Source organism: Streptomyces sp. NPDC058195 (assembly GCF_042883525.1).
Lineage (GTDB): Bacteria > Actinomycetota > Actinomycetes > Streptomycetales > Streptomycetaceae > Streptomyces.
Genome location: NZ_JBHVVM010000016.1, coordinates 1 through 26350 on the forward strand (window position 1 = coordinate 1; position 26350 = coordinate 26350).

23 protein-coding genes are annotated in these 26350 nt (G+C 69.6%); 7 read left to right on the forward strand and 16 right to left on the reverse strand.

Features of this window, described 5'->3' with window-relative positions; genetic code table 11:
- Positions 1–171, forward strand: a 171-nt coding sequence (locus ACFVWY_RS20530) for a phosphopantetheine-binding protein (protein ID WP_389874667.1), incomplete at its 5' end; no start/stop codon positions are given.
- Positions 172–236: 65 nt separating this feature from the next.
- The gene (locus tag ACFVWY_RS20535; protein WP_389874272.1) at positions 237–962 is read left to right on the forward strand and encodes an N-acetyltransferase; all 726 of its coding nucleotides are present in this window, start codon (positions 237–239) and stop codon (positions 960–962) included.
- On the opposite strand, the gene ACFVWY_RS20540 is transcribed toward ACFVWY_RS20535, so the two are convergent.
- From ACFVWY_RS20540 to ACFVWY_RS20595, 12 genes are all read right to left on the reverse strand, one after another.
- On the reverse strand, positions 959–1381 hold the full coding sequence (locus ACFVWY_RS20540; RefSeq protein ID WP_389874274.1) for a hypothetical protein: 423 nt from the start codon (positions 1379–1381) through the stop codon (positions 959–961). The two genes, ACFVWY_RS20535 and ACFVWY_RS20540, sit on opposite strands and share 4 nt — an antisense overlap.
- Before the next feature lie 592 nt (positions 1382–1973).
- Complete coding sequence (locus ACFVWY_RS20545) at positions 1974–3002, reverse strand: methyltransferase domain-containing protein (RefSeq protein WP_389874277.1); 1029 nt, start codon at positions 3000–3002, stop codon at positions 1974–1976.
- Positions 3003–3040: 38 nt separating this feature from the next.
- Positions 3041–4093 carry a TauD/TfdA family dioxygenase gene (locus tag ACFVWY_RS20550; RefSeq protein WP_389874280.1) on the reverse strand — a complete coding sequence of 351 codons (1053 nt, stop codon included), beginning with the start codon at positions 4091–4093 and terminating at the stop codon, positions 3041–3043.
- A gap of 29 nt (positions 4094–4122) precedes the next feature.
- The gene (locus tag ACFVWY_RS20555; RefSeq protein ID WP_389874282.1) at positions 4123–4953 is read right to left on the reverse strand and encodes a DUF6071 family protein; all 831 of its coding nucleotides are present in this window, start codon (positions 4951–4953) and stop codon (positions 4123–4125) included.
- Between the two features lie 26 nt (positions 4954–4979).
- Positions 4980–5165 carry an MbtH family protein gene (locus ACFVWY_RS20560; protein ID WP_389874284.1) on the reverse strand — a complete coding sequence of 62 codons (186 nt, stop codon included), beginning with the start codon at positions 5163–5165 and terminating at the stop codon, positions 4980–4982.
- A 15-nt stretch (positions 5166–5180) separates the two neighbouring features.
- Positions 5181–6977, reverse strand: coding sequence for a non-ribosomal peptide synthetase (locus ACFVWY_RS20565; protein WP_389874287.1), 1797 nt, complete (start codon positions 6975–6977; stop codon positions 5181–5183).
- 87 nt (positions 6978–7064) lie between these two features.
- Positions 7065–7982, reverse strand: a complete 918-nt coding sequence (locus tag ACFVWY_RS20570) for a cupin-like domain-containing protein (RefSeq protein WP_389874669.1) — start codon at positions 7980–7982, stop codon at positions 7065–7067.
- 678 nt (positions 7983–8660) lie between these two features.
- Positions 8661–11906, reverse strand: a complete 3246-nt coding sequence (locus tag ACFVWY_RS20575) for a type I restriction endonuclease subunit R (RefSeq protein ID WP_389874289.1) — start codon at positions 11904–11906, stop codon at positions 8661–8663.
- Complete coding sequence (locus tag ACFVWY_RS20580) at positions 11903–13231, reverse strand: restriction endonuclease subunit S (RefSeq protein ID WP_389874292.1); 1329 nt, start codon at positions 13229–13231, stop codon at positions 11903–11905. The genes ACFVWY_RS20575 and ACFVWY_RS20580 overlap by 4 nt, the downstream gene beginning before the upstream one ends.
- A complete protein-coding gene (locus ACFVWY_RS20585) occupies positions 13228–14847 on the reverse strand; it encodes a type I restriction-modification system subunit M (protein WP_389874295.1) in 1620 nt (539 codons plus the stop codon). Before ACFVWY_RS20585 ends, ACFVWY_RS20580 begins: the two co-directional genes overlap by 4 nt.
- Before the next feature lie 117 nt (positions 14848–14964).
- On the reverse strand, positions 14965–15483 hold the full coding sequence (locus tag ACFVWY_RS20590) for an SRPBCC family protein (RefSeq protein WP_389874297.1): 519 nt from the start codon (positions 15481–15483) through the stop codon (positions 14965–14967).
- A 35-nt stretch (positions 15484–15518) separates the two neighbouring features.
- Positions 15519–15959 (reverse strand): 4'-phosphopantetheinyl transferase superfamily protein, encoded by a 441-nt coding sequence (locus ACFVWY_RS20595; RefSeq protein WP_389874300.1) that lies wholly within the window; start codon positions 15957–15959, stop codon positions 15519–15521.
- A gap of 179 nt (positions 15960–16138) precedes the next feature.
- On the opposite strand from ACFVWY_RS20595, the gene ACFVWY_RS20600 reads away from it, so the two are divergent.
- Positions 16139–16708 carry a TlpA family protein disulfide reductase gene (locus tag ACFVWY_RS20600; RefSeq protein ID WP_389874303.1) on the forward strand — a complete coding sequence of 190 codons (570 nt, stop codon included), beginning with the start codon at positions 16139–16141 and terminating at the stop codon, positions 16706–16708.
- A gap of 32 nt (positions 16709–16740) precedes the next feature.
- On the opposite strand, the gene ACFVWY_RS20605 is transcribed toward ACFVWY_RS20600, so the two are convergent.
- Positions 16741–18018 (reverse strand): M6 family metalloprotease domain-containing protein, encoded by a 1278-nt coding sequence (locus tag ACFVWY_RS20605; RefSeq protein ID WP_389874306.1) that lies wholly within the window; start codon positions 18016–18018, stop codon positions 16741–16743.
- 306 nt (positions 18019–18324) lie between these two features.
- Between ACFVWY_RS20605 and ACFVWY_RS20610 the strand changes: the two genes are divergently transcribed.
- Both ACFVWY_RS20610 and ACFVWY_RS20615 read left to right on the forward strand, forming a co-directional pair.
- The gene (locus ACFVWY_RS20610; RefSeq protein WP_389874308.1) at positions 18325–18987 is read left to right on the forward strand and encodes a TetR/AcrR family transcriptional regulator; all 663 of its coding nucleotides are present in this window, start codon (positions 18325–18327) and stop codon (positions 18985–18987) included.
- A gap of 221 nt (positions 18988–19208) precedes the next feature.
- Positions 19209–20741 (forward strand): MFS transporter, encoded by a 1533-nt coding sequence (locus tag ACFVWY_RS20615; RefSeq protein ID WP_389874311.1) that lies wholly within the window; start codon positions 19209–19211, stop codon positions 20739–20741.
- Between the two features lie 90 nt (positions 20742–20831).
- Here ACFVWY_RS20615 and ACFVWY_RS20620 read toward each other — a convergent pair whose 3' ends face one another.
- Positions 20832–21344, reverse strand: a complete 513-nt coding sequence (locus ACFVWY_RS20620; RefSeq protein WP_389874313.1) for a MarR family winged helix-turn-helix transcriptional regulator — start codon at positions 21342–21344, stop codon at positions 20832–20834.
- 138 nt (positions 21345–21482) lie between these two features.
- On the opposite strand from ACFVWY_RS20620, the gene ACFVWY_RS20625 reads away from it, so the two are divergent.
- Positions 21483–22265 (forward strand): dioxygenase, encoded by a 783-nt coding sequence (locus tag ACFVWY_RS20625; protein ID WP_389874316.1) that lies wholly within the window; start codon positions 21483–21485, stop codon positions 22263–22265.
- A 93-nt stretch (positions 22266–22358) separates the two neighbouring features.
- Here ACFVWY_RS20625 and ACFVWY_RS20630 read toward each other — a convergent pair whose 3' ends face one another.
- Positions 22359–23387 (reverse strand): questin oxidase family protein, encoded by a 1029-nt coding sequence (locus ACFVWY_RS20630; protein ID WP_389874319.1) that lies wholly within the window; start codon positions 23385–23387, stop codon positions 22359–22361.
- 598 nt (positions 23388–23985) lie between these two features.
- On the opposite strand from ACFVWY_RS20630, the gene ACFVWY_RS20635 reads away from it, so the two are divergent.
- Positions 23986–24984, forward strand: a complete 999-nt coding sequence (locus ACFVWY_RS20635; RefSeq protein ID WP_389874321.1) for an RNA polymerase sigma factor RpoD/SigA — start codon at positions 23986–23988, stop codon at positions 24982–24984.
- 212 nt (positions 24985–25196) lie between these two features.
- Here ACFVWY_RS20635 and ACFVWY_RS20640 read toward each other — a convergent pair whose 3' ends face one another.
- Positions 25197–26159 carry a helix-turn-helix transcriptional regulator gene (locus tag ACFVWY_RS20640; protein WP_389874323.1) on the reverse strand — a complete coding sequence of 321 codons (963 nt, stop codon included), beginning with the start codon at positions 26157–26159 and terminating at the stop codon, positions 25197–25199.
- Between the last annotated feature and the right edge of the window lie 191 nt (positions 26160–26350).

Consider the following 26350-nt stretch of genomic DNA (forward strand, 5'->3'; position numbering starts at 1 on the left):
CATGACGACTTCTTCGAGCTCGGGGGGCACTCGATGCTCGCCATCCAGGTCATCGCCCGCATCAACGACGTCCACGACACCGACATCAACCTGCGGGTGCTCTTCGACACGCCCAGCGTCGCGGCGCTCGCACAGCAGGTTGAGAGTGCGTCCGGCGGCGCGGGCGTCTGACGGCTCGTGGTGAACCGACAGGGGAGAAGACGGGAACTGTGAACCAGGACGTACAGATAACGACGTTGGCCGAGCGACCCGACCTGAGGGGGAAGGTCTCGGCACTCAAGGACAGCTGGCCGGAGTTCATGCGGCACGAGCCGATCGGCGAGCGGTTCCACATCGACGCCCATACGGACTATCCCGACTACGTCCTCGTCGCCGTGTCGGCCACGGATCCGGGGGAGGTGCTCGCACGGGGCTACTGCGTGCCCATCGGCCTTGACGACGTGCCGCCCAAGGGCCTGCCCGACAGCGGGTGGGACGGAGCCGTGCGTCAGGCTCACCTCGCGCGGCTGGCGGGGTACAAGGGCGACGCGGTCTGCGGGCTCGAGGTCGTGGTCCGCCAGGGCCTCCGCGGGACGGGAATCGGCACCCACATGCTGCGGGCCATGCACAGGCTGGCTGAGACGAGGGGCTTCCGTCACTACGTCGCGCCGGTGCGGCCACCCGGCAAGGCGGAGGTTCCGGACCTTCCGATGAGCGAGTACATCCAGAGGACCAGGAACGGGCTCCCGCAGGACCCTCTGCTACGCGCGCACGTCAAGCTGGGTGCGGACATCGTGGGGGTGGCTCCGGCGTCGATGGTGGTGGTGGGGTCGCTGGACAACTGGCGGGAGTGGACGGGCCTCCCCTTCGACACGCACGGTCCGACGATCGTCCCGGAGGCATTGACCCCGGTTCACTGCGACCTGCGCCACGACACGGCGGTCTACGTCGAGCCCAACGTCTGGGTTCATCGGCGTCTCTAGTGCGGTGACCGGCGACGTCCACGGGTCTGCCAGGGACGAAGGGAGAGTGAGGCAGGGCGCGTGCCCCCCGCCGCTGCCGGAAGCCGGATTTCCCGGGCCGCCGCCTCGGCGGCGGCCCGCTCGGTGGCGGCGCGCCCGGCGGAAGCCGGGCTCAGGCCGCTGCCGACGACGTGGTGCCCGGCCAGGGCCAGCCCGATGGCCTGGGTGCCGGTCCCGCACGAGCAGTCCACAACGGTGTGTGGTCCCGCGCCGTGAGTGGGGCGGACGAGCCTGCCCACTCCCTCGGCCTGGCCGGGCATGCCCGTGTCCCAGTCCCGGAACACCAGGCGGTGGTCACGTGCCGGATCGTCGGAGAAGTCCGGCACGGAGAGCTCGGACAGGGATGCCACCGCCACGGAGAGCTCGGACAGATATGCCACCGCAGCGCGTGGCCGCCGGGGAGCGCGGGGAGCTTTCGGGCCCCGGCCGCCGGGCCCCGCCCCCCAGCGGATGCCCACCGCTCATGGTCGCCGTCGGCTGGCCGGGCGTGTGGTGCGAGGCGCCTGGAAGACCCGGTCCGGACTCCAGCGGCGGTCCAGGTGCTGGGGGGACGAACTCTTTCAGCGCTGGGCAGCGCCGCATCCGGCCCTCCTTCGGGCGCGCCCGCCACGGGTCCGCCAGGACCTGCGGCGGAACGACGGCGCTGGCCCCGTACCGACCCCTCGGCCAACCCCGTAACAGCAGCGGCCCGCCGGTGCCCCGGGCCAAGGACGGCGGTCCTTCGGCCCGGCCCCGGCCGCATCCCGCCGCCGGGGCCGCGCCCCACCGGCGACAGCACATGCGTCAACCGCGCGGCGTGAAGGGCGAGCCCGTGTCAGGACACGCGCACGGAGGTCACCACGGATCTCCAACGGATCTCCAGCGGCCGGGCACACCCCAGGGCGTGTGCCCGGCGCCGGGCGGAGGGGCGTCGGCCCGACCGCTCGCAGCTGCCGTGCCAAAGACCGCTGCGCCTGGTCCTGCCTCGCCCGGTTACTCCGCCACCGCGGGGACCAGTTCGAAGAGGTACCCGTTGGGCGGTGTGGTGGTGGGGTGGATCGCCCTGCACTCCCAGCCGCCCTCGGTGAAGGCTTCCAGCCACTGGTCGTACGTGGGCAGATAGTCCCCCATCAGCGCGTGGACCGCTTCGAATCCGAGCGTGAAGATGGTGGTGTCCGGACCCGGCAGCTCGGTCGTGCGCACGACGTCGCAGATGAAGAGCCGCTTGGCCGCGGGGAAGGCCTCACGCAGTGTGCGCAGGGTGTTGACACAGCTCTCGTACGGCCAGAAGTCGTGTCCCATGAAGACGCAGGTGACCGTGTCCACATCCGCGAAGTCGGGCAGTGCCTCCAGCGCCAGGACATTGCCCTGCAGTACGGAGATCTGGTGGGAGAGTCCCACTTCCCCCACGGACTCGGTGGCCAGCTGAACGGCCGCGTCGGAGATGTCCACCCCCACACCGTGGGCATGGGGGTGGTTGTTGACGATCCGGATCAGCCGCTGTCCGGAACCGCAGCCGAGGTCGGCGACCTTCCCGACCTGCACATCGGCGAGAACCTTGTCGAAGAGCCGCTCGACCTCCTCCTCGCCGATGTGGCGCGACCCCATGGCCACGGCCCTCATGTCGCGGTGGTAGAAGTCGCCCGTCCGCTGGTCTTCGTGGGTCACGTCCGGCGCGGTGCTGAAGAGTTCGCCGCACCCCTTGACCAGCCAGTAGAAGTAGCCGCGAGCGGCGTACGCCTCTTCGAAGCGTGCGCCCGGTATAACGAGATCGCTGTCCTTTATCTCTACGACCTGGGCCCAGTGCAGCGTGCGGTAGATGGTGCGCAGCACATGCACGTCAAGTCGCTGGTCGCTGTGGCCGCGGAGCGGAATCTCGCCCTTCTCGGACAGCTCGTCGAGGAGCCCGAGCTGGTACGCGCTGGACAATGCGGAAGCAGCCACGTAGGACGAGAAGAGATTCGCCATCGGGCCGCGGGTCCATTCGGCAGGAGACGGTGCGCTGCCCGTGGAAGAAGTCATCGGGGTACCCTTTCGGTTTGGTGGGTGGACAAGAGAGCTCAGCTTTTGGCTGCGAGCGGCTCAGTCATGCCCACGATGATCTGACGCGGTGGTTTGAACGACTCCCGGCCGTGGGCCACGAGCATGTTGTCGAGCATCAGGATGTCGCCCTCACGCCACGGGACTACGACCTTCTCCGCAAGGTAGGCGGCACGCAGTTCTTCCACGATCTCGGGCTCGATGTCCTCGCCGTCGCCGTAGTAGGTATTGTTGGGAAGCCGGTCCTTGCCCATCGAGAGCATGGCCTTCCGGGCGCTGGGATCAAACATCTGAACGTTAAAGAAAACCAGGTGGTTGAACCATGTCTCGTCGCCCGTGACCGGGTGACGCGCGCTCACGGTGCGAATTTGACGGGTGGACAGTTCGTCCTTCTCGCCCCAGCTGAAGCTGATGGCGTTGCTCCGGCAGTATTCCTCCACCTCGCTCCGGTCCTCCGTCTGGAAGGCCTCGCGCCAGCCGAGACCGAGTGGGCCTCCGAAGTGGCGTACGTAAGAATAATTTCGTTCCTGTAGTTTGCGGCGCGTCTTCTCGGAAATGCGCTGGAATATCTTGCGGCAGTCGGCGATCGGTGTACCACCCCCCGAGCCGGGCTCCGTGACGCAGTGGAAGAAGATGAGCTGGGGCCAGGTGCTGTTGTAGGACTGTTCGTTGTGGAGGAAGATCTCCTGCCCGGCCGGATAGTCGGTCGACGTGTAGACCTTGTCGCCCACCTCATGGCGCGGAGAAGTCCGCTCGATGTATTCGAGGGGGTCGCCGGACAGAGCGGTAATGAGCGTGCGAAACGTCTCGGGAGTGGAATGGGAAAAGCCGCGGAAGAGGATTCCACCGTACTGGAGCAAGCGCTGCCGGAGCTCCGCTCTGTACTCAGTGGCCAGCTCGACCAATGAGAGGTCGGCGGAGCGGGGTTCGAGAACGAGGGGCAGCTCGTGTCCGGGGGCTGCCCATTTCTCCGCCACGGGCGGCAAGTCGGGTAGCTCCGACGACACCTCTGCGGGTACCGGATCAGTCAGATGGAGCTTTCTGGGGCCGTGATGCCCCTGGGGTTCCGACATCTAGAATCCCTCCTCTTCCCTCACGGGGCTTAAATGATTCCGCTTTCCAGGATTTCCGAGTGGAGCAGCCTGGCCCACTGCTGATGGGCCTCGGAGAGAGGGTGCTGTGCAGATGCGCGAGGGGCGCCCGAGCGCACCAGCCACTCCTCGAAGGTGTGCCCGTCCTTGTAGGTCATCTCGTTCTTGCCAGTGGAGTGGACGGACCGATGTGTACCCGGCTTGATGAAGTTGATCAAATGCTGCGTGATGAGAGAGAACCGGTTGACGGGTTCGGCGTTCGTCGCAAGGGCGTCATGGAAATGGAATCTCACGCCGAGCGACGACAGGAAGAACTGCATGTTCAGCAACTGCTGGACGTAGGTGACGGTGGCCTGTTCCTCGGTGAACAGGTACCGGTAATAGAATCGATTCACCTTCAGGGCGGATCGGTCTGCCCCGTGCTTCTTCGTGGACAGATTGGTCTTCATCAGGTTCCAGCCGTCATCGAACGGCGCGTCGGACCTGACGTCGACCCCGGGCATGCTCTCGAAGCGCTCGGTTCTGACCATGTCCGTGAAGCCGATGCAGACGAGGAGTTCTTCGGCCGATCCGCCGGCGGCGAGATAGCTGCAGACGTAGTCGTACGTCATGCGCACGGCGCGCGCGTTCGACCCGCCGCTGCGTCCCGCGTTGATGACCGTCTCGACGTCCAGGAGCTTGCCCAGGTGACCGGGCCACGCCTTCTTGTTCCGATAGGCGCGCACCTGGGTCTGCGTCAGGATGTCCTTGCTCTGTCCGGCCAGGCGCAGCTCCGGGTCTTCCTCTTCGAGTTCCTTGCCCTCGGTGAAACTGCACCCGTTGGCATAGAGCGTACGGATCACGCCACTCACTCCTCAGTCGTCGACGTCTAGCTGCTGCGCAGGCTCTTGGGCCGCATATCGGTCCAGGTGCGCTCGATGTAGTTGAGGCATTCGGCCTTCTGACCGCGCGTGTCCAGGGCTCGCCAGCCCTCCGGAACATCCTGGTGGGCGGGCCAGATCGAGTACTGTTCCTCGATGTTGATGACGACGACGTATTCCATTCCGTCTTTCATGGAGTTCTCCATGTCTTATTCTCCTTGGAGGTCGTCTTCGTGGAGTTTTGATATGAGGTCGGTGATCGCGGAGATCGTGCGGGCATCCAATATGTCCCTGAGGCGGATCTCCACGCCGAATGATTCATTGATCCGCGCGGCGATGCGCATGCCGGAGAGTGAGTTTCCGCCGAGCGCGATGAAATCATCATGCGGGTCGCAGCTCTCGATGCCGAAGACCTCGCACCAGATGGCCTGAACGCCGTCGGCAGTGCCGGTCGGGCGGTGCGGCGCCGGGGAATCAGTAGCGGACGGGCTGCTCGTCAGGGAATTGACATCGATCTTCCCATTGGGCAGCAACGGCAGGGCGCTGAGTATGTCCAGTGTCCTCGGCACCATGAATTCCGGAAGCCGGTCCTTGAGGAACGCCGCGATATCCTCGGTGTCGTCCCGGTCGTCGACGAGCTCCAGGCAGGCCACCAGCCCGGTGAGACCCGAAGACTCGGTCCGTGCCAGGACACAGGCCTTCCTGACCCGTGGGTGGAGGGCCAGCATGCCTTCCACTTCCACGGGATTGACGCGGAATCCCCTGATCTTGACCTGGCGGTCCACGCGGCCGACGAAGTGCAGCAGGCCGGACTCGTCCTGCCTGACCAGGTCGCCGGACCGGTAGAGACGTCCGGGCCCATGGGGGTCGGGTACGAAGGATTTCGCTGTCGCCACGGGGTCACCCCAATACCCCCGTGCTACGCCCGGACCTCCGATGCACAACTCGCCGGCCTCGCCAGTCGGCACACTGCGCATCTCGTCGTCGAGCACCGCTACGGTGACGCTCGGACAGGGAGACCCGAGCGGGAGCCCCTGGAACCGCTCCACGGGAAGGTCCCTGTCGTCGAGGTAGACCGTGGAGGTCACGCAGGTCTCGGTCAGCCCGTAGCAGTTCCACAGGTCGACGTTCCCGGGCACGTGCGTGCGCCAGGTGGTCACATCGGCCAGGGACGCGGCTTCGCCGCCGATGAGCACGCTGCGTACGCACGAGGGGATCCGCACCGTTCCGCGGCTCAGTTCAAGGCAGATCTCATGCCAGTACGAGGTCGGCAGATACAGGTGGGAGACGGACTGCTTCTCCAGCTGCTCCAGGAAATGGGGCACGCCGTAGTCGGCCTCGTCGGTGCGCATCACCAGGGACGCGCCCTTGCTCAGGGGGAGGATGACCTCCTCGATGCTGGAGTCCCATCCGAAGGCGCCGAAGTGCAGCGCCCGGTCCTGGGCCCCGAGCGAGTACGGCTCCACGACGTGCGTCACGAGGTTGTGCAGCGCGTGGTGATCCATCATCACGCCCTTGGAGGGACCGCTCGACCCGCTGGTGTGAACGAGGCAGGCGAGCTGGGGCCCCTGTGGAGCGGAGGGGGGTGTCACGGCGGAGGATCCGCACGCGACGATGGTCTGCTCGATCTCCAGCAGGGGGCTCTCGTTCCAGAGGCCCTTCAGCTGCTCGGCGTTGTCGCGGTCCGTGAGGAGCGCGGCTGGCTGAACCCGCTCGAATATCTCCAGCAGGCGCTCGCGGGGAGTGCCCGCCGCCAGCGGTACGTAGACGCAGTCGGCCCGCCAGACTCCGAGCATCGCTACGACGGCCCATTCACTGCGTCCGGTGATCACGACCACAGGTCGTTCCCCACCGGCCTCGACGCAGGACGTCAGGGTCGCGGCCACGCCGGTGACCAGGTCATCCAGCTCGCCGTAGGTCAGCCAGCGACCGCCGGAAAAGACCGCTTTCGAGTCGGGCTGTGCGACTGCGTGTGCGGCTATGGTCAGATCGACCCGCTCCAGCACGGATATTCTCCCCGTAAGTGAAATAGAGATGAAGGGCCTGATCATTCAGGCGTGATGGGCGCGGAGCCACGCGGCCGACGCCCCGCCTCAGTTGGAGGGGTCGTTGCCTTCGGAGAAGTTGCCCGTCCGGAGTGCGTCGTAGAGCCGCTTTCCGGTGGACGGCGGGGAGAAGAAGAACCGGGTCTCCTCGCGGCGGCCCCGCAGGCCGTGCTCGATGAAGTCCTTGGCGGTGCGCTGCCAGTACGACGGGCCGAGACGGCCCAGCAGTGCCAGGTACTCGGTGAAGCTCTGAGCCGCGCCGAACCAGTGGTTGACCGACACCGACGGTGTGTGCGAGCGGATGTCGTGCCAGCAGCCGCGGGGGATGAAGACGATGTCGCCGGGGCCCACCGTGGTGCTGTAGAACGTGACGTCACGCAGCAGGGGATGACGGGCCACGTCCGGACGCGCCACGTCGATCTGGCTGTTGACCAGGTTGTCGGGGAAGGGGTAGGCGGCGCGGCTGTCCCGCCAGGGCAGGAGCGTCACCGTCTTGGTGCCCCAGATCTGGCAGAACAGATTGTCCTTGAGATCGGAGTGCAGCATGGAGCGGGTGCCCGAGGAGCCGATCCACACCCGTGTGTCCGTGTCCTGCTGTGCGGTGGAGCCCAGCAGGGAAGTGAAGTCGCAGTCCGAGGGGTCCACGAGTTCCGCGGCCCGCTGGTAGGCGAGGTAGCAGGGTCCGTCCCGTTCCTCGTCCAGCATGGCGTCGATGAACTCGGCGAAGCCCAGGGTGCGTTCGTAGTTCTTCTGGTCTTTCGGATAGAGCACGCCGTCGGTGGGCAGGCCCATCAGCGCGGTGACTTCGCGCTGTCCATGGGTCTCGCGCAGGTGCTGGGGAGACCATGTCTGACGAGCGGGCCAGCTCTCCGTCAAGCCACGGAAGATCAGCGGAGTTTCCCGTTGCCGGACAGCCCGGCGCAGTCCGGCGGCCGTCTCGTCGGCGGCCCGGGGAATCGGCCGCACATCGATGCCGGCCTGCCGGAGTGCCTCGCTCGGGTCAGCGTCTGAGGTGCCGCGTTGATGAGAGCCCGCGTTACTGGTAATCGTGGTCACCTTGTCCTCCTGGCGCTGTATGGAGAGTCAGCGCTCCGACGTCGCGCGGTTCAGCCCAGGCGGCCGTCCTTGGAGTAGCACGCCACCCACGCCGAAAGGGTGGACCGTGAAAGGACTGTGAATAGCCCGCATTGCGGGGCCGGTTCCTGGGAATCCGTGGACCGGTGAGGTATGCGTGATAACGCGCTGCATCAAAGCCCCCCAGCCGACACTATCCGCACGAACTCCATGGGCGTACGTCAATTCCTCCAACATCAAACAGGTGTGGTCAGCGTGCCGCAACCGGAGTTCCGAGTGGTGTGCATCACAAGATGATGTTGGAGCACGCCAGTTGAGGGCGGGGTGTTCGCGGTGACGCCTCGGGCGCGGTCTTGCCGGTGTGCTCCGCGGTCGCACACGTCAATGAGGCGTTGTGCGCTGAATGTCTACCGCGCTGCTTTTCCGCGGTGTGGACATCTCTGGCGATGACGGCCGTGTGGCAGGGGCCGATACGGCGGTGGGGCAGCGGGGCAGCGGGGCAGTGGGTTCTGCCCGGAGGCGGAGTGCGGGGTGGACGCCCGGCCCGGCGCTCTCCTCGCCGTGATGCCTTCAGGGAGTGGTGGACCAGTCGTGGGCGAAGTGTTCCATTTGTTTCAGGACCAGGGTGATGGCTTCGGGGGACTCGTCCGGGGGGTAGTTGCGGCGGGCCAGCAGGCGTTTGATGGTGCTGCGGAGGCGGGCGCGTACGGGCTCTCGCGCGACCCAGTCGGGCTTGAGCCGGTCGCGGACCTCGGCGACGAGTTCGCGGGCGAGGGCGGCCAGCACCTCGTCGCCCATGACGGCGCGGGCCGTGCCGTGGTCGGCGACCGCGTCGTAGAAGGCGAGCTCGCGCCAGTCCAGCGGCGGGTCGAACGAGGCGCCGCGGCGGGTGTCCGCCATGACCTCCCTGGCCATCTCCACCAGCCTGGTGATGAGTTCGGCGCTGGTGCACTGCTGGCGGGCGTAGCGGTCCATGAGGTCCTGGAGCCGGTCGGAGAAGGCGGTGCGGCGGACGATGTTGTTCCGGGTCACCTCGCGCATCTTCCGTTCGACGAGGCGGCGCAGGGCCTCCGCCGCCAGGTGCGGGGTCCGGCCAGCCCGGAGCTTCGCGATGAGGGCGTCGTCGAGGTGGGTCAGATCGGCGGCCGACAGACCGGCCTCGGCGAGCAGGTCGGTCACCCCGCTGGTCTCGACGACCGAGGAGGTGAGCCGCGCCAGGTACAGCTCGATGTCCCGGGCCACGGGCAGGCCGCGGGCCTCCCGGTTCAGCGCGTCGATCTTCGTCACGTAGGCGCGGACCTCGACGAGGAACTGGATGTCCCGGCGCCAGTTGGCGCGGTCGGCGAAGCGGGTGGAGAGGTCGGCGGAGCCGGCGCAGAGGGCGTGGAAGCGTTCCAGCCGGTGGGCGTGCTCGCGGAACCGCCGGCCGAGCGTGTGGTGGGGGTCGTCCAGGGTGCCGGGCGCGTTGCCGGGGGTGGCCGGGTCGAGGAGGTGGTTCGCGGCCCGGATCGCGGCGTCGATGAACGCCGTGGCGGACGGCCGGTCCAGCGCGGCCCGCCAGTCGAAGCCGCGCAGGATGCCGTCGAGGATGTCGTACTCGTTGCGCAGCTCGTCCTGGGCGCGGTCGAGGTCCTGGCCGAGGGTGCGGTCCTGCCGGTCGGCGTCGGTGTAGGCGGCGATGGCCTGCCGGAGGCTCTCGGTGAGCGGGGCGTACCCGACGAGGAGGCCGTCCTCCTTGCCCCGGAAGCGGCGGTTCACACGGGCCAGGGCCTGCATCAGTCCGGCGCCCCTGAGCGGGCGGTCCAGGTACATGGTGTGGACGGGCGGTGCGTCGAAGCCGGTCAGCAGCATGTTGTTGACGATGAGGAGCTGCAGCTCGTCGTCGGGGTCCTTGGCCCGGTTGACGACGGCCTTGCGGCGGGTGCCGTTCAGGGCGTGGGCGAGGACCCGCTCGCTGTCCTTGCGGGTGTCCGTCGAGAAGACGATCTTCATCGCGCCCTGGTCGAACGCGTCGTCGTGCCACTCGGGCCGCAGCGCGCGCAGGGCGTCGTACACGCTGACGCAGATCTCGCGGGTGGCGCACACGATCATCGCCTTGCCGGGGGCCCCGCCCGCCTCGGAGACGCCGACGAACGGCCGCATCGCCGTACGCCGGGTCTCCCAGTGCTGTACGAGGTCGGCGGCGAGGTCACGGATGCGGGCGGGCGCGCCGTACAGGTTGTTCATCGTGGCGGCGGCCCGTTCGGCGAGGGCACGTTCGGTGGCGTCGAGGCCCTCGGTGATCCGGTCGGCCTCCTCGTCGATGGCCGTCGGGTCGATGTCCCGGTCCAGGGTGAGCTGGATGACCCGGCTCTCGTGGAAGACCTTGACCGTCGCCCCGTCGTCGGCGGCCCGCTTCAGGTCGTAGACGTCGATGTAGTCGCCGAACACCTCGCGGGTGTCGCGGTCCTCCTCGGCGATCGGCGTCCCGGTGAAGGCGAGGAGCGTGGCGTGCGGGAGGGCGTCGCGCAGGTGGCGGGCGTAGCCGTCGAGGCTGTCGTAGTGGCTGCGGTGCGCCTCGTCGACGACGACCACGATGTTGCGGCGGTCGGAGAGGAGCGGGTGGTCCGTGCCGGACTCCTTCTCCTCCTGGGTGCGGCCGAATTTCTGGAGCGTCGTGAAGAGGATGCCGCCCACCCGCTTGACCGCCAGTGTCTCGCGCAGCTCGGAGCGGGTCATGACCTGCCGCGGCGCCTCCGGGAGGATCTCGCTCTCCAGGAACGTCGCGTAGAGCTGGTCGTCGAGGTCGGTGCGGTCGGTGACGACGAGGACCGTCGGGTTCAGCAGGGCCGGATCCCTCATCACCAGGGTGGTGGTGAGGACCATCTCCTCGGACTTGCCCGAGCCCTGGGTGTGCCAGACGACCCCGGCCCTGCCGTCGCCCGCGGCGGCCTCGCGGACGGCTGCGGCGGCCCGGACGACCGCGTGGTACTGGTGCGGCTTGGCGATGCGCTTCGTCCGCTTCGGCGGTACGAAGTTGATGAAGGACGCGACGAGCGTGAGGAAGCGGCCCGGGGTGAACAGGCCGTGCAGGGCCAGGTTCTGGCCCGAGTCCCGTAGGCCACGGGCGGCGAACGGGCCGACGGGCACGCCCTGTTCGTCCGTGTTCCACGGCGCGAAGTGCTCGTACGGGGTGAACGGGGTGCCGTACGTGGCGGTGATGCCGTCCGAGACGAGGACGACCGCGTTGTACCGGAAGGCGGCCGGGAACTCTTCGACGTAGCGGGATATCTGGGAGTGGGCGTCGCGGAGGGTGGCGTCCTCGTCCCCGGCGCGCTTCAGCTCCAGGACGGCGAGCGGCAGGCCGTTGACGTACAGCACGAGGTCGAAGCGGCGGTGTTTCTCGCCGTCGACGACGGTGACCTGGGACAGGGCGCGGTACACGTTCGCGTCCGGGTCGCCGAGGTCGACGAGCCGCACGGTGGGGTGCTGCTCGGCGCCGGATCCGTCGGTGTACGCGAGGGAGCGCAGGCCGGTGGTCAGGTGGCCGTGGGCGGTGCGGTTCTCCTCGTACGCGTCCTGGGAACCGGGCGTCACGGCGGCGTCGACCGCGTCCCGCACGGCGGCCGGGGGCAGCCCCGGGTTCAGGCGCTCCACCGCCTCGTGGAGGTCCGGGTACAGGACCGGATCGTCCCAGGACCTCCGGTGTCCGGAGCCGGGCGCGAACGTGTTCCCGGGAGCGGGCGACCAGCCGAGCCCGGCCAGCTCGTCGAGGGCGAGCCGCTCCCAGTCGGACTCGTGGGGGCGGTGGCGGTCGCCGGGGGAGCGGGCGCTCATATGCGTTCCCCGACGATCTTCTCGGCCTCTTCGACCCGGAGGCGGCCGGACAGGAGCTGGGGGAGGAGGGTGTCGCGGAGCACGGCGAGGGACAGGGACTCCCGCTCCGCGAGCAGCGCCCGGTCCCAGAGCGGTGCGATCGCCCCGTCGAGGGTGCGGAGCGTGCCGGGGTCCGGTACGGCGACCGGCTCGTCGAGGTGCTTGCGCTGGATGTGGCCCATGGTCGTCGCCTTGTCGGCGGCGATGGCCCGGAACGCGTCGATCTTCCGGTGGACGAGCTGGCTCACCAGCCAGCGCGGATTCCCGTTCTTCGGGACGCACTTGAAGATGTGCTGGTTGATGATCGCCTCGGGCCGGAACCAGCGCATCACGGTCAGCGAGCCCGACCAGGCGAACAGCACGTCGCCCGGTCGTGCCAGGTGCTTCTCGTCCACCTCGATGTCGTTGTGGACGGTGGACGCGCCCGGTCCGCTGTTCATCTCGGCGATGCGTACCACCATGCGCCCGGTGCCGGTGGCTCCCTTGGTGAACGGCTTGCCGTTGACGAACTCCGAGGTGTCCGAGAGGGGCCGCTCGGCGAATCCGTCCGGGTGCTCCAGCAGGGCCTGGCGGAAGAGGGCCGCCGAGAGCTGGCCGGCGGTCCGGGCGATGCGCTCGTCGACGGCGATGCGGTCGTCGAGGGCGCCCAGCACCGCGGCGATCGCCCGCTGCTCGGCGAGCGGCGGCAGCGGGATCTCCACGGCGCGCAGCTCGCCCAGGCTGAGGTTGGCCTGCACGGACTGCACCACCCGGGACTGGGCCTTCCGTACCCGCCGCTGCTCCCGCAGGCAGTACAGGACGAAGCGGGGCTCCACCCGGCGGCGGTCGGGGCGGATGACGGCCACGGCCTGGTTGGTGTTGCCGGGGACGAGGGACGGGGGGACCAGGGCCACCCGCCCGATCGTTCCGGCGATCGTGAAGAGGACGTCGTCGGCCCGGAGCGCCGAGCGGCCCAGCAGCTCATGGGTCTCCGCGTCGATCCGGGCCACCTTGTCCGGGTCGACGACGCCGCTCGCCCGGATGGACTCGACCTTGACGAAGGGTGTTCCCGAGGCGGTGAAGTCCCGGCCGATGCTGGTGGGCGTAGTGCCCTTGGTGACGACCAGCGACACCTCGCCGAGGGTCGCCGAATCCCACGGGCCCGTCCCGGGCTCCTGGGCGCCTGTCCGTGATCCCCCGGGTTCCTGTGTGTCCGTCCGCGGCTCCCCGGGCTCCTGCGTGTCCGTCCGAGGCTTTCCGGGCTCGCCCGCGCCCCTCCGCGGCTCCCCGGGCTCTTCCCGGCTCATCCGAGGCTCCCCAGTACCCGCCGCACCGTCGTGTCCAGGGCCGCCGCCTCGTCGAAGAGGCCGAACAGCTCGTCGGTCAGCGCTGTGACCTGCGCCGCGACCGCCTCCGCGTCCTCTTCCTCCTCCTCGGCGGCTCCCACGTACCGCCCCGGTGTCAGGACGTAGCCGTGCTCGCGGACCGTCTCCAGGCCGGCCGAGAAGCAGAAGCCCGGCTCGTCCTCGTACGTCAGGCCCTCGGCCCGCGCCGATTCCGTGCCGCGCCACGCGTGGTAGGTGCCCGCGATCCTCGCGAGGTCCGCCTCGGTCAGCACGCGCTCGGTGCGGTCGGCCATCACGCCCAGGCCGCGGGCGTCGACGAAGAGGATCTGCCCGCGCCGGTCGGCCAGCCCCTTCGCGCCCTGCGGTGACTTGTCCCTGGCCAGGAACCACAGGCACGCGGGGATCTGCGTCGTACGGAACAGCTGGGACGGCAGTGCGACCATGCAGGCCACCAGGTCCGCCTCGACCATCGACCGGCGGATCTCGCCCTCCCCGCTCGGCTGGGAGCTCATCGAGCCGTTCGCCAGGACGATCCCGGCCGTGCCGCGCTCGCCCAGCTTGGCCACCATGTGCTGGAGCCAGGCGAAGTTGGCGTTGTTCCGGGGCGGTACGCCGTGCTTCCAGCGAGGGTCGTGCTCGTCCCGCGCCCAGTCCTTGATGTTGAACGGCGGGTTGGCCATCACGAAGTCGGCCCTGAGGTCCGGGTGCCTGTCGTCGGCGAAGGTGTCGCCCCAGCGCGCCGCCAGATTGCCGTCGATGCCGTGGATCGCGAGGTTCATCCGGGCCAGGCGCCAGGTCCGCTCGTTGAGCTCCTGGCCGTAGACCGCGATGTCCGCCTTGTGGCCGCGGCCCCGGTGCGCCTCGATGAACTTGCCCGCCTGGACGAACATGCCGCCCGAGCCGCACGCCGGGTCGTAGACCCGCCCGTTGTACGGCTCCAGGATCTCCACGATGAGGCGGACCACCGACTGCGGGGTGTAGAACTCGCCGCCCCGCTTGCCCTCCGCGCGCGCGAAGTTGCCGAGGAAGTACTCGTACACCTCGCCCAGCACGTCCTGGGCGGGCTTGCCCTCGGTGCCGCCGAAGCGGGCGCTGCTGATGAGATCGACCAGTTCGGCCAGGCGCTTCTGGTCGACGGTGTCGCGGTTGAAGATCTTGGGGAGCACACCGTTCAGCGTGGTGTTCTCCCGCATGACCGCGTCCATGGCGCTGTCGAGGAGCTCGCCCACGCCCCGGCTCTTCGCGTGGGCCGCGATCCAGGACCAGCGGGCGGTCTCCGGCACCCAGAAGACATGGGCGCCGGTGTACTCGTCGCGGTCCTCCAGGAAGTCGTCGATCCGGTCCCCGGAGATGCCGTCCTCGGCGAGCTCACGGGCCAGTTCCCCGCGCCGCTCCTCGAAGGCGTCGGAGACGTACTTCAGAAAGATCAGGCCGAGGACGAACTCCTTGTACTGCGCGGCGTCGATGGAACCGCGCAACTTGTCGGCGGCCTTCCACAGGATGGCCTGGATCTCCTTGGGCGTGGAGGCGCTGAACAGCTCCTCCTGCTCGGTGGACTTCTTCTTGCGCGGGGGCATGAGCGGGGGCGTTTCCGTAATGTCGAGGATCGGCAGATCGGCATGGTAACGCCCGACCGGCCCCGTACGCAGGCTCTTGTGCGGCGGTCAGCGTGCGGGGCCGGGCGAGGGGCCGGGTCAGCCCTGTACGCCGCTCTCGGCTTCCGACTTCACACCGGCCAGGGTCGACTCGATACCCGAGCGGAGCAGACCGATGCGGCCGTCGATGATCTCCTCCTCGCGGTCCGGGTGCTTCTCCACGTAGTCGTTCAGCGGGCCGCGGGCCGAGCCGAGGCGCATGCCGTGGCGCAGCCGGGTGGCCGCGCCGTCCGCGAGGGGCTCCAGGGTGTACGTCCAGACGGCCAGCGGCTCACCCGCGGTGTTGTCCTCGTAGACGACCGCCCACGCGAAGGCGCGGTGCTCCGACAGTTCCGTGATGCGGCTGACCGTCCGCCATTCACCCAGCCCCTCGTTGCGGTTGCGGCCAGCGAAACAGGCGCCGATCTCGGGGCGCTCGGCACCGTTGAGCCACTGGACCTCCTGGAGCTCCGGGCTGTGCCGGGCCGACGTGGTGATGTCCGAGACCAGTTCCCACACGCGCTGCGGAGGGGCGGCGATCTCGGTCACACACTCCACATGGGCATCGGCAAGACGCATTTCTTCCTCCAGAGGATGGTTCGGTTACGCGGCTGTCAGGCCGCCGGACGCGCTTCGGGCGGTGCGGTGGGGCGAGTGCGGCCCCCGGATGCGCGGGAGGCGGTCGGCCGGGCCACGATCGCGGCCGCGACGACTCCGTCGGCGACCCGCCACCGGCCCCGGGCCGCCGTGAACGGCCCCGGCCTGCGCAGGCGGGCGGTGACCGTGCCGGAGGAGCCGTTGCCGTTGTCCGTCCGGGACGTCAATTCCGCCTCCAGGAAGCCCAGTTCGGTTCCGGCCAGGAGGTACCAGGCCTTGAGGACCGCCTCTTTCACGCAGAACAGTACGCGCCCCCAGTGGACCTGTGGGCGGCCAGCGTCGCCCCGCGCGCCGCTTCGCCGGGCCCGCGTCCCTCTCCAGCGCGTCCGGCTCCGGCACGTCCCTCTCCAGCGCGTCCGGCGGGAGCGGGGGCGTGCGGTTCGGATACCGCGCGGCAAGGGGGCGGTCTCCTGGCGGAGTTGGTGGTGGGCGTACGGTGCTGGGTGACCAGCAGGAACGGTCTGGGACGGACGTGCGCTACGAACGGTCCACCCCGGACCGTCTGTTCAGCAAGGACGGGGAACCCCCGGCCCGGACGTCGGGTGGCGCCTGACCGACGCCGCCCCGAAGGACCCCCATGAAACGCCCCTTTGTCCCCCTTCTCGCCGCTCTCGTCTGCGTCGGGGCCCTCTTCGCCGCGATCACGGCCAGCGGAAGTCCGGGCACGCCCACGGGATACCACCGTGGCGAGAACGGAACGTTGACGATAGAGAAGGCGTACCGGCCCGGTGCGCCCGACTACACCGGCATCGGGCTCGACGGACGTCCGGTGCGCCTCTCCGACTTCGACGGGAAGACCGTCGTGATCACCTCCTGGTCCTCCGGGTGCGAGGCCTGCCGCGCACAGGCGCCGGTCCTGGCGAGCTTCCAGCGGAAGGCGGCGGAGCGGGGCGATGCCGCCGTCGTGGGGCTGAGCCGGGACGTGTCCGCCGAGATGGCCCAGATCTTCACCGAGAAGCACGACATGCCGTACCCGAACGTCCTCGACCCGGGCGGCAAGCGCCTCCTCTACCTGCCCAAGGGGGTGCTGGCCTCCCACGGAGTGCCCGTCACGCTGATCGTGGACCCGAGCGGGCGGATCGCCGCGACGGCCTCCGAGCCGGTCACCGAGGCCCGCCTGGAAAGCCTGGTCGCGGCCGCCCGCTGACCGGGCGGGCTCACGGACCTGCGGGGCGGGGCCTACGAGCGGGTTATCCGGACCCGGTAGTTCCCGTTCTTTTCCTTGTCGACCACCGCGAGGCGTATGCCGTGCTTCCGGTCGGTGAAGGTGTCGCCGGGCCGGAAGGTGGCGTCGGAGAGCTCGGTGTGCACATTGGGCAGGCGGGTGCATCCCGCACTGCCCTTGGTGCCGTCCACGACGGACACCGGCCCCTGGCCCGTGTCGACCTCCGAGTTCACCTTGTAGATCAGCACCCCCGGCCGGCAGACCGCCCGGTCGTTGCCCGCCGGGGTGCGTACCTCCACCGCGTAGCCGGTCGTTTCGTTCAGCGGGATGAACGCCAGCTTGGTGCCGCCCTTGGTGGCCAGTGGGCCGAGCACGTGGTCGCTGGTGCCGGAGCGGGCGGCGCAACTGATCTGCTTGTTGTCGAGCCAGCCGAGCTTCCACTTGTGCCAGCCCAGCAGGTCGTTGTTGGCCCCCCAGTCCTCGGACATGATGTCCCAGTGCCCGACCGCGCCGCCGCCCGCCGGGGTGTAGAGGTCGGGGAGGCCGAAGACATGGCCGTTCTCGTGCGGCAGTACGCGGTAGCCGTCCCGCGCGAACGTGCCGGAGCCGTCGTCCTGGCGGCTGTAGATGAAGGACGTGTTGGCGAGCGGGACGCCGTCCGCCCGGGGGGCCTCGTTGTTGCCGGAGAAGGTCACCGACAGCACGGTGTCCAGTGCGGAGGGGCCTGCGTTCGGGGTGACCAGCACGTTGACCAGGTCGTACTTCGCGAAGTCGATCTTCGGGTCGGCGACGGTGGCGAGATCCTGGACGAGCTTGCGGTAGCCGGGCTCGTACGGTGAACCCCGGTCTATCCCGTACGCGGAGAACGGCTGGGGCATCCGCAGCCAGCTCTTCAGCGGGGCGTCGGGAAGGTAGCTGAGCCGTCCGTACGACGCGGTCCGGAACCACTGGGTGGTCTGCGGGAAGAACTCCTTGTACCGGTCCATCGCCGGACCGGAGCCCGGCGCGTCCGGGAAGTCGATCATCAGGTTGAGCGCGTGTATCCGGCCCGTGGAGCGGGTGTACTCCACCGGGGTAGGCATCCCCTCCGACATCTGTACGCCCATGGTCGCCGGTATTCGGCACGGGGCCGTGCCCGCCGTGAGGGTGGTGGGCACCGGCCCGCCCGAGGCCCGTCCGAAGCCCGGGAGCGTGCTGCTGGCCGTCGCGCAGGCGGCTATGACCAGGGCGGTGGCGGAGGCGAGCACGATCGGGCGGCGGTGGTCGCGTATCCGGCGGCGGGGATGGTCCATGCAGGCGCCTCGGGGTCCGCGGCAGTCGGCCGGCCCTGACTGCGCTCTGCGGTTCAGCCTGTTGCGGGTGGTGCGGCGCCGCTCGCTGGGTGCGCCGTTCGGCTGGTTCTCCGCCGCGATGGTGTGACCCAGGTCATAGAGGGCGTGGGAAATAACCGGGGACCGCTTCCCCGTTTGCACCCGTGTCCCCGGCGAACCGGGGAGGCGGTCCCCGGTTACGGCAGGGGGTCGTCCAGGGGACACCATGGAGAACGAGGCCACCTCGGTGGCAGCCGGACAGCCGAGCAGGGAGAGGGGACGGTCCTCATGGACACCGCCAGTCGTACCGTGGCCGGAGCGCCCCGGCCCCGCGCGGCCCGCCCGCGGGCCGACGCCCTGCGCAACCGGGAGCGGATCGTGACGGCCGCGCGCGAGATGTTCGTCGAGTTCGGCCCCGAGGTCCCGCTCGACGAGGTCGCCCGCCGTGCGGGTGTCGGCAACGCCACGCTCTACCGGAACTTTCCCGACCGGGCCGCCCTGGTGCACGAAGTCGTCCTGGAGGTCACCTCCCGTACCACCGAACGGGCGCGGGAGGCGGCGGCCGAGGAGGCCGACCCCTTCGCCGCACTCAGCCGCTTCGTGCACGCGGCGGCCGACGAGCGGATCGGGGCGCTGTGCCCGATGCTCTCCGGCCGCTTCGACAAGGACCATCCCGATCTGCTCGCCGAGCGCCGACGCCTCGAAGAGGCCGTCGAGGGGCTCGTGTCGCGCGCCATGACCGCGGGGCGGCTGCGCACCGACATCGCCGTCGGTGACGTGATCGTCGCCCTCTCCCAGCTCACCCGGCCGCTGCCCGGCACCGGCTGCCTGAACATCGACCGATTCGCCCACCGTCACCTGCAGCTGTTCCTGGACGGACTCCAGACCCCGGCCCGGTCCGAACTCCCGGGATCGGCGGCGACCTTGGAGGACCTGCGGCACCGGCCCTGACTGCCGCGGCGGGCCGCTGAGGCCCCGCTCACCGTCTTCACCAGCACAACTTCACAACTTCAGAACTTCACGAATTCACGAATTCGCTGACTTACTGACTTCGCCACTTCACCGTTCACCGACTTCACCGACTTCACGACTTCTCCGGTGTCACCGACTTCACCGGCGTTGCCGGTTTCACGACTCCTCACGTACGCGCACGTTCCTAGGTGGATACCTCCATGCCGAAAACAGCCGACCTCCGACTCCCGGACCCCAGCCGCTGGAAAGCGCTGGCGTTCATAGCCCTGGCGCAGCTGATGGTGGTGCTCGACGCCACGATCGTGAACATCGCGCTGCCGCACGCCCAGACGGCCCTGCACATCTCCGACGCCAACAAGCAGTGGGTCATCACGGCGTACGCCCTCGCCTTCGGCGGGCTGCTGCTCTTCGGCGGCCGGATCGCCGACCTCTGGGGCCGTAAGCGGACCTTCGTCGTCGGCCTGGTCGGCTTCGCGCTGGCCTCCGCCCTGGGCGGCGCCGCGCAGAACCAGGCCATGCTCTTCGGCTCCCGCGCACTCCAGGGTGTGTTCGGGGCGCTGCTCGCCCCGGCCGCCCTGTCGCTGCTCGCCGTGATGTTCACCGATGCCAAGGAGCGCGCCAAGGCGTTCGGTATCTACGGTGCGATCGCCGGGGGCGGCGGTGCCGTCGGGCTGATCCTCGGCGGTTTCCTGACGCAGGCGCTGAACTGGCGCTGGACGTTCTTCGTCAACATCCCGTTCGCCGTCGTCGCGGCGGCGGGCGCGTACTTCGTGATCCGCGAGCCGTCCGGCAGCCGCAACCGTTCCGCGCTGGACATCCCGGGCGTCGTGCTCTCCGCGCTGGGCCTGGTCTCGCTGGTGTACGGGTTCACCCGCGCCGAGTCCGCGGGCTGGTCGGACGGGCTGACCATCGGCATGTTCGTGGCCTCCGCCGTCCTGCTGCTGGCCTTCGTGCTGACCGAGTCCAAGGTCGCGTCGCCGCTGCTGCCGCTGCGCGTGGTGCTGGACCGCAACCGCGGCGGCGTCTACCTCTCGCTGGGGCTCGCCGTCATCGCGATGTTCGGGCTGTTCCTCTTCCTGACGTACTACCTCCAGGTCGTGAAGGGCTACTCGCCGATCAGGACCGGCTTCGCCTTTCTCCCGATGATCGCGGGCATGATCACCGGTTCGACGCAGATCGGCGCCCGGCTGATGACCCGGGTTCCGGCCCGCAAGCTCATGGGGCCCGGCTTCCTGGTCGCCGCCATCGGCATGCTGCTGCTGACGCGGCTGGACATCGACTCCTCCTACGCCGCGGTCATCCTCCCCGGACAGCTGCTGCTGGGCCTCGGTATGGGTACGGCGTTCATGCCCGCCATGTCGCTGGCCACGCACGGCGTCGAGCCCCGGGACTCGGGTGTCGCCTCCGCCATGGTCAACACCTCGCAGCAGGTGGGCGGTGCCATCGGTACGGCGCTGCTGAACACCATCGCCGCCTCGGCCGCGACCGCCTACGCCTCCTCGCACGCCGCGCTCGGCGCCAGGGATCCGGAGCTGCTGAAGCTCCAGGCCATGGTGCACGGCTTCACCGGTGCCATCTGGTGGGCCGTGGGCATCCTGCTGGCGGCCTCCGCGATCGCGGTGACCTTCATCAACGCGGGCCGTCCCTCGACGGGCCCGGCGGCCGGCGGCCCGGGTGCGGGCGGGGCCGACGGCGTCGAGGACGAACTGAGGATGCCGGTCGTCGCCCACTGACGCACTGGCGTACTGACGCGCACAGCACCGCGCCCCGGTCTCCGCAGGGAAGGAGGACCGGGGCGCGGTGTGTCGTACGTCAGGCGGTGGTCAGCGGAGCCAGGGCAGGTCCGCGTCCGTCCCCTCCGGCTGGAGCCCGGCGGCGAGGACCTGCATGATCTCGCCCAGCGACCGCACCTGCTCGGGCGTGAGCCGGTCGAAGATCGCCTGCCGTACGGCGTCCACGTGGCCCGGGGCGGAGCGGCGCAGCATCTCGTAGCCGTCGTCGGTGAGGACCGCGTTCTGGCCGCGTTTGTCGGACGGGCAGTCCTCGCGGCGCACCCATCCGTTCTTCTCCAGCCGGGCGACGGCGTGCGAGAGCCGCGAACGGGTGATCTTGGCGTCCTTGGCCAGCTCCGTCATCCGTTTCTGGCGGCGAGGGGCCTGGGAGAGCTGGACGAGCAGGCCGTAATAGATGTGCGGCATGCCGGCATCGCGCTGCAACTGGCGGTCGAGGTGATCCTCCATGAGCGTGGTGGCGTGGAGGTAGGCACGCCAGACGCCTTGCTCTTCGTCGGAGAGCCAGCGGGGCTCGCCGGTGGATGCCGTGGTCATGTGCTTCACTCTACGCCTTTTCTTGAATGTTGAACTAGATAGAGCTAAGGTCTCCGGCAGAAGGAAACTTGAAGATTAAAGAACGTTTCCTTCTCAAAGAGACACCAGCAGAAGACTTACCCGGATGAGCAGCGGATGGGGAGTGCCATGACAGTCACCGCGGAGCGCATGCCCGCCCTCTACCTCTCGCACGGCGCCCCGCCGCTGGCCGACGACCCGGTCTGGCCCGGCGAGCTGGCCGCCTGGTCGGCCGGGCTGCCCCGTCCCCGCGCGATCCTGATGGTCTCCGCGCACTGGGAGGAGGCCCCGCTCGCCCTCGGCGCCACCGAGCGGGTTCCGCTCGTCTACGACTTCTGGGGCTTCCCGGAGCACTACTACCAGGTCCAGTACGCCGCCCCGGGCGCCCCGGGGCTGGCGGAGAACGTACGCAAACTGCTGCGCGGCGCCGGTACGCCGGTCCAGGACGTCCCGGACCGCGGACTCGACCACGGCGCGTACGTCCCGCTCGTCGAGATGTTCCCGGACGCCGACATCCCCGTACTCCAGATCTCCCTGCCGACCCTGGACCCGCAGAAGCTGATGGAGGTCGGGCGGAAGCTCGCGCCGCTGCGCGACGAGGGTGTGCTGATCGTCGGCAGCGGCTTCTTCACCCACAACCTGGCCGCCCTGCGTCATGCCGGCGGTGGCGTTCCCGGCTGGTCGGCGGAGTTCGACGACTGGGGGAACCGGGCGCTCCAGGAGCAGGACGTCGACGCGCTGCTGGACTTTGAGCACAAGTCCCCGGCCGGTCGGCTGGCCCACCCGCGCACCGAGCACTTCGCGCCGCTCTTCGTGACGCTCGGCGCCTCGGAGGGTGAGCTGGACCGGGGACGCAGCGTCATCGACGGCTTCTGGATGGGACTCGCGAAGCGCTCGGTGCAGTTCGGCTGAGTGCCGCCCGCCGCCCGCCGTCTGAAGCCCGGAGCCCAGGAGGGCTGCCGGGTTCAGCCACCGGTCGGCGGTTTCGGCTGACGGCCGCCGGGTTCAGCTGCCGACCGGCGGGTTCAGCTCGATCGAGCGGAGCGCGGCGGCGAGGGCCGTCGCGTCGCCGACATCCAGCGCGGTGTCGGTGAACTTGATGGTGTGGTCGTCGCCGTGCGCCGCCGCCCGCGCGAACAGTTCCTCGGCGGAGGAGTCCGCCGGTGGGTACTCAGCAGCCTCGGCCGGGCCGTACGCGGCGGTGACCGCGGCGCTCGCCGCCCACGCGGCCGCCACGCTCGGCGCCCACAGCGCGCGGGGGAGCGCGGGGAGGGCGCGCAACACCGCGTTGGGCGCGGTCGCGGCGTGCACCAGCATGACCGGCTCACCGTGCCCGTGCGTGGCGTACCGGTGTGTAGCGGCCCTGACCAGTTCTGTCAGCCGGTCCCGCGCCTCGTCCGGGGCGCCGGTGACCTCACCGGGCCACACCGGGAACGCGGTGAGCTGCGCCAGCCGGTCCCGGATGCCGCCACTCTGCTCCGGAACGAGAGGTACCGCGTCCAGTGCCGCCGCGGCGGACCGCGCGGGCGCCAGTGGGGCCAGTGCGGGCAACGGCTGATGGCGGGCGGCCCAGTAGCCCAGCCCGTGCGCCAGCTCGGCGACCCGGGGCGCGGTCGCCTCGCCGGAGAGCAGGGTGCGCACGGAGTGGCCGACCCGGATCACCGGATGGGTGGCGCCCGCCGCGATGCCAGGGAGCAGCCGGGGCCACCACGTGGCCAGGACCTCCCGCCAGGGGCGCTCCCTGGTCTCCCGTGCGAAGTACTCCGTCCAGTCGGCGATCCGGCGGGGGTCGCCGAGGGCCTCGCGCCAGTTCGCGGCGGTCACCCGGACCGAGGTGTCCGGCATGTCCTCCAGCTTGTGCCGGTAGCCGTCGAGCCAGTGGTGGACGGCCGGGGCCTGGCCGTGCCTGACCAGCGCCTCTACGGCCATCGGGGCATGGTTGCTCAGCCAGCCGTCGCGCTCGGGGCCGGAGGCGTGCAGTCGCTCCAGCGCTTCATCCAGTGTGCCGGTCGGGTCGCTCTGCGTGTCATCCATGCGGCACCACGCTAGGCGCGGCCCTGGCACGGCGTAACGGACCACGGTCCCGGATCGTGCCGTACTCCAGCCCTAGGGCCTCTCGTTTGGATCATGCCGGGCTCGCGGGGGCCGGCACGCACATCTGCCGCGTTGTCGTCAGTCACCGACGCTCCGCGTCGGCTCCTTCCTCCGCCTTGCAGCTGCACGCACCAGCCCCCGCTCCCTGATCCAGCCTGATCCAAACGAAAGACCCTAGGGCCGTGGTTGCGTGCCCCGCGAGCAACCCGGGCGCGCGGCGGACCGTCTTCGGGAGGGGAACGCGAGCGGGGTGTCCGCCGTTCAGGAAACGAGAGGGCGTACGGAATGTGAGCGCGGTCTCATGTGTGCAGAGTGGCAGATGTCCGGGAGTGCCACCAAAAAGCCCGTAAAGCCTGGCCTGACCTGCGATTCCGTGGGGCTCTTCGGTATGCCCTCCAGCGGTGCGGCGACGCAGGATACTGCATGATCGCGAAGATGAGTGCCAGGCGTGGGAATTCTGTCCGGATTCCAGTCGTTGTTTCCATCGGATGCAGGGCACCCGGGAGGGTGTCGCGACCTACTCAGCAAGGGAGCACGCATGGCAACCCGTGCCGTCGCCCGTCGTTCGTCCGCCACTTCTGGGACCAGCCGGGCGAGCAGTGTTCGCGCCTCGGGCGGAGAGATCGCCGATCGCGACCTGGTCGGCATGTACCTGGACGAGATCGCGCGGACACCCCTGCTCGACGCAGCGAAGGAAGTCGAGCTGTCGCAGGCCGTGGAGGCAGGTGTCTACGCCCGTCGGATACTCGACGGCTCGGTGGACAGTGAGGCCGGTGGGGCCACGCGTGAGGAGCTGGAGGCGCTGGTCGCCGAGGGCGAGCGCGCCAAGGACGTGTTCATCCGCTCCAACCTCAGGCTCGTCGTCGCCGTGGCCCGCCGCTACCCCCGGGCCGGGCTGCCCCTGCTCGACCTGATCCAGGAGGGCAACGCGGGCCTGGTGCGCGCGGTCGAGAAGTTCGACTACGCCAAGGGCTTCAAGTTCTCCACGTACGCCACCTGGTGGATTCGCCAGGCCATCACCCGCTCCATAGCCGACCAGTCCCGCACGATCCGGCTCCCCGTCCACCTGGTGGAGGAGCTCGGGCGGATACGCCGGGTGCAGCGCGAGTTCAACCGCGAGCACGGCCGCGAGCCGGAGCACGCGGAGATCGCGGCCGAGCTGGATTCCACGCCGGAGCGCGTGGGTGACGTCCTGGACTGGGCCCGTGACCCGGTCAGCCTCAACATGTCCGTGGACGACGAGGGCGACACACAGTTCGGTGATCTGCTGGAGGACACCTCCGCGGTCTCGCCCGAGCAGTCCGTGCTGACGCTGCTGCGCAGCGAGGAGCTGGAGGACCTGATCGGCAAGCTCGACAGCCGCACGGCGTCGATCATCCGCATGCGGTACGGCATCGAGGACGGCCGCGAGCGGACTCTCACCGAGGTCGGCAAGCAGCACGGGCTCACCCGTGAGCGGATTCGCCAGATCGAGAAGCACGCGCTGCTGGAGCTGAAGCGAATGGCCCACGACACAGGCTTTGATGCTGTGGCCTGACCCCTTTATCCGGTAACATCCGAAATGGGTCACTTCGCGTGACCCGCCCCGAGCTGAGTCCCGGCGCCCACCCCCCCCTGGCGCCGGGGCTCATTTCTTTTCCGGCGTCCCGCGTCGGCTTCTCCTTCCGCCGACGCCTTCCGGCGGCCGAAGAGCGGGCTGGACGAGAACGGGCTGGACGAGAACGGGCTGGACGAGAGCGGGCCGGCCGGTCAGCGGGTCACCGCGCGGGTCAGCCGGGCGCCCAGCCGGGCCAGGTGGTCCACCAGCTGCGGCGGCTCGTGCACGGTGAACTCGCAGTCCACGAGTGCCAGCCGGAGCGCCACCCACTCCAGCGAGTCCGCGAGCACCGTCCGCAGCCGGCAGCTGTCCTCCCCGGTCCGTTCCAGCGGGCCGATCGACCCCGGCAGCCGCGCGGAGACGAAGTCCGCCGGAGCCGCGAAGCTCACGTCCACCGCCAGCTCCGGCTGACGCCGGGTGATGGAACCGGCGAGGAACTCGGCCGCGTCCCCGGTGGGCAGCTCACGCGGTGTGAAGCGGGCCCCGGTCGGGAACGGCTCGCTGACCCGGTCGACCCGGAACGTGCGCCAGTCCTCGCGCCCCAGGTCGTACGCGACGAGGTACCACCGCCACCCCGTGCTCACCAGCCGGTACGGCTCGGCCTCCCGCTGCGTCCCGGTGCCGTCGCCCGCCCGGTACGCGAACCGCAGCCGCTCCTTCCCGGTGACCGCGGACGCCATCACCGTCAGCGTCCTTGGATCGACGGTCGAACCGTCGCCCCTGGCCAGCGGCATCGTCGCGTTCTGCAAGGTCGAGACGCGGTGCCGCAGCCGGGACGGCAGTACCTGCTCCAGCTTCGCCAGCGCCCGAACGGACGCCTCGTCCACCCCCTCGATGGCGTGCCCCGCCCCCGCTCGCAGCCCCACCGCGATGGCCACCGCCTCCTCGTCGTCGAGGAGCAGCGGCGGCATCGCGGCGCCCGCGACGAGCCGGTAGCCGCCGACGGACCCCCGTGTGGCCTCGACCGGATAGCCCAGCTCGCGGAGCCGGTCGATGTCGCGGCGGATGGTGCGCGCACTGACGTCGAGCCGTTCGGCCAGCTCGCTGCCCGGCCACTCGCGGGGCGTCTGGAGGAGCGACAGCAGGTTCAGCAGTCTTGCCGGGGTGTCGGTCATGGCCAGCCTTCCGCCGGTGTCTCGGGCATCCGTGTGTCAGGTGTCGGCAGGTGCCGGCGAGGCCGTCCGCAGGGCATGCGGGCCGCCTGGCGTGCCAGCCTTCCAGGGGGTCGGCCGCCCGGGGTGCCGGTCGTCCGATGTGTCGGGCGTCCCATCAGGATGACGGCTCATTGGGTCACCCCCTGGCCTAA

Coding starts and splice junctions, on each gene's coding strand:
- ACFVWY_RS20605 (WP_389874306.1), bottom strand. CDS start 18,018: ATGGACCATCCCCGCCGCCGGATACGCGACCACCGCCGCCCGATCGTG.
- ACFVWY_RS20625 (WP_389874316.1), top strand. CDS start 21,483: ATGACAGTCACCGCGGAGCGCATGCCCGCCCTCTACCTCTCGCACGGC.
- ACFVWY_RS20630 (WP_389874319.1), bottom strand. CDS start 23,387: ATGGATGACACGCAGAGCGACCCGACCGGCACACTGGATGAAGCGCTG.
- ACFVWY_RS20635 (WP_389874321.1), top strand. CDS start 23,986: ATGGCAACCCGTGCCGTCGCCCGTCGTTCGTCCGCCACTTCTGGGACC.
- ACFVWY_RS20590 (WP_389874297.1), bottom strand. CDS start 15,483: ATGCGTCTTGCCGATGCCCATGTGGAGTGTGTGACCGAGATCGCCGCC.
- ACFVWY_RS20640 (WP_389874323.1), bottom strand. CDS start 26,159: ATGACCGACACCCCGGCAAGACTGCTGAACCTGCTGTCGCTCCTCCAG.
- ACFVWY_RS20615 (WP_389874311.1), top strand. CDS start 19,209: ATGCCGAAAACAGCCGACCTCCGACTCCCGGACCCCAGCCGCTGGAAA.
- ACFVWY_RS20550 (WP_389874280.1), bottom strand. CDS start 4,093: ATGTCGGAACCCCAGGGGCATCACGGCCCCAGAAAGCTCCATCTGACT.
- ACFVWY_RS20610 (WP_389874308.1), top strand. CDS start 18,325: ATGGACACCGCCAGTCGTACCGTGGCCGGAGCGCCCCGGCCCCGCGCG.
- ACFVWY_RS20545 (WP_389874277.1), bottom strand. CDS start 3,002: ATGACTTCTTCCACGGGCAGCGCACCGTCTCCTGCCGAATGGACCCGC.
- ACFVWY_RS20600 (WP_389874303.1), top strand. CDS start 16,139: ATGAAACGCCCCTTTGTCCCCCTTCTCGCCGCTCTCGTCTGCGTCGGG.
- ACFVWY_RS20560 (WP_389874284.1), bottom strand. CDS start 5,165: ATGAAAGACGGAATGGAATACGTCGTCGTCATCAACATCGAGGAACAG.
- ACFVWY_RS20575 (WP_389874289.1), bottom strand. CDS start 11,906: ATGAGCGCCCGCTCCCCCGGCGACCGCCACCGCCCCCACGAGTCCGAC.
- ACFVWY_RS20585 (WP_389874295.1), bottom strand. CDS start 14,847: ATGCCCCCGCGCAAGAAGAAGTCCACCGAGCAGGAGGAGCTGTTCAGC.
- ACFVWY_RS20580 (WP_389874292.1), bottom strand. CDS start 13,231: ATGAGCCGGGAAGAGCCCGGGGAGCCGCGGAGGGGCGCGGGCGAGCCC.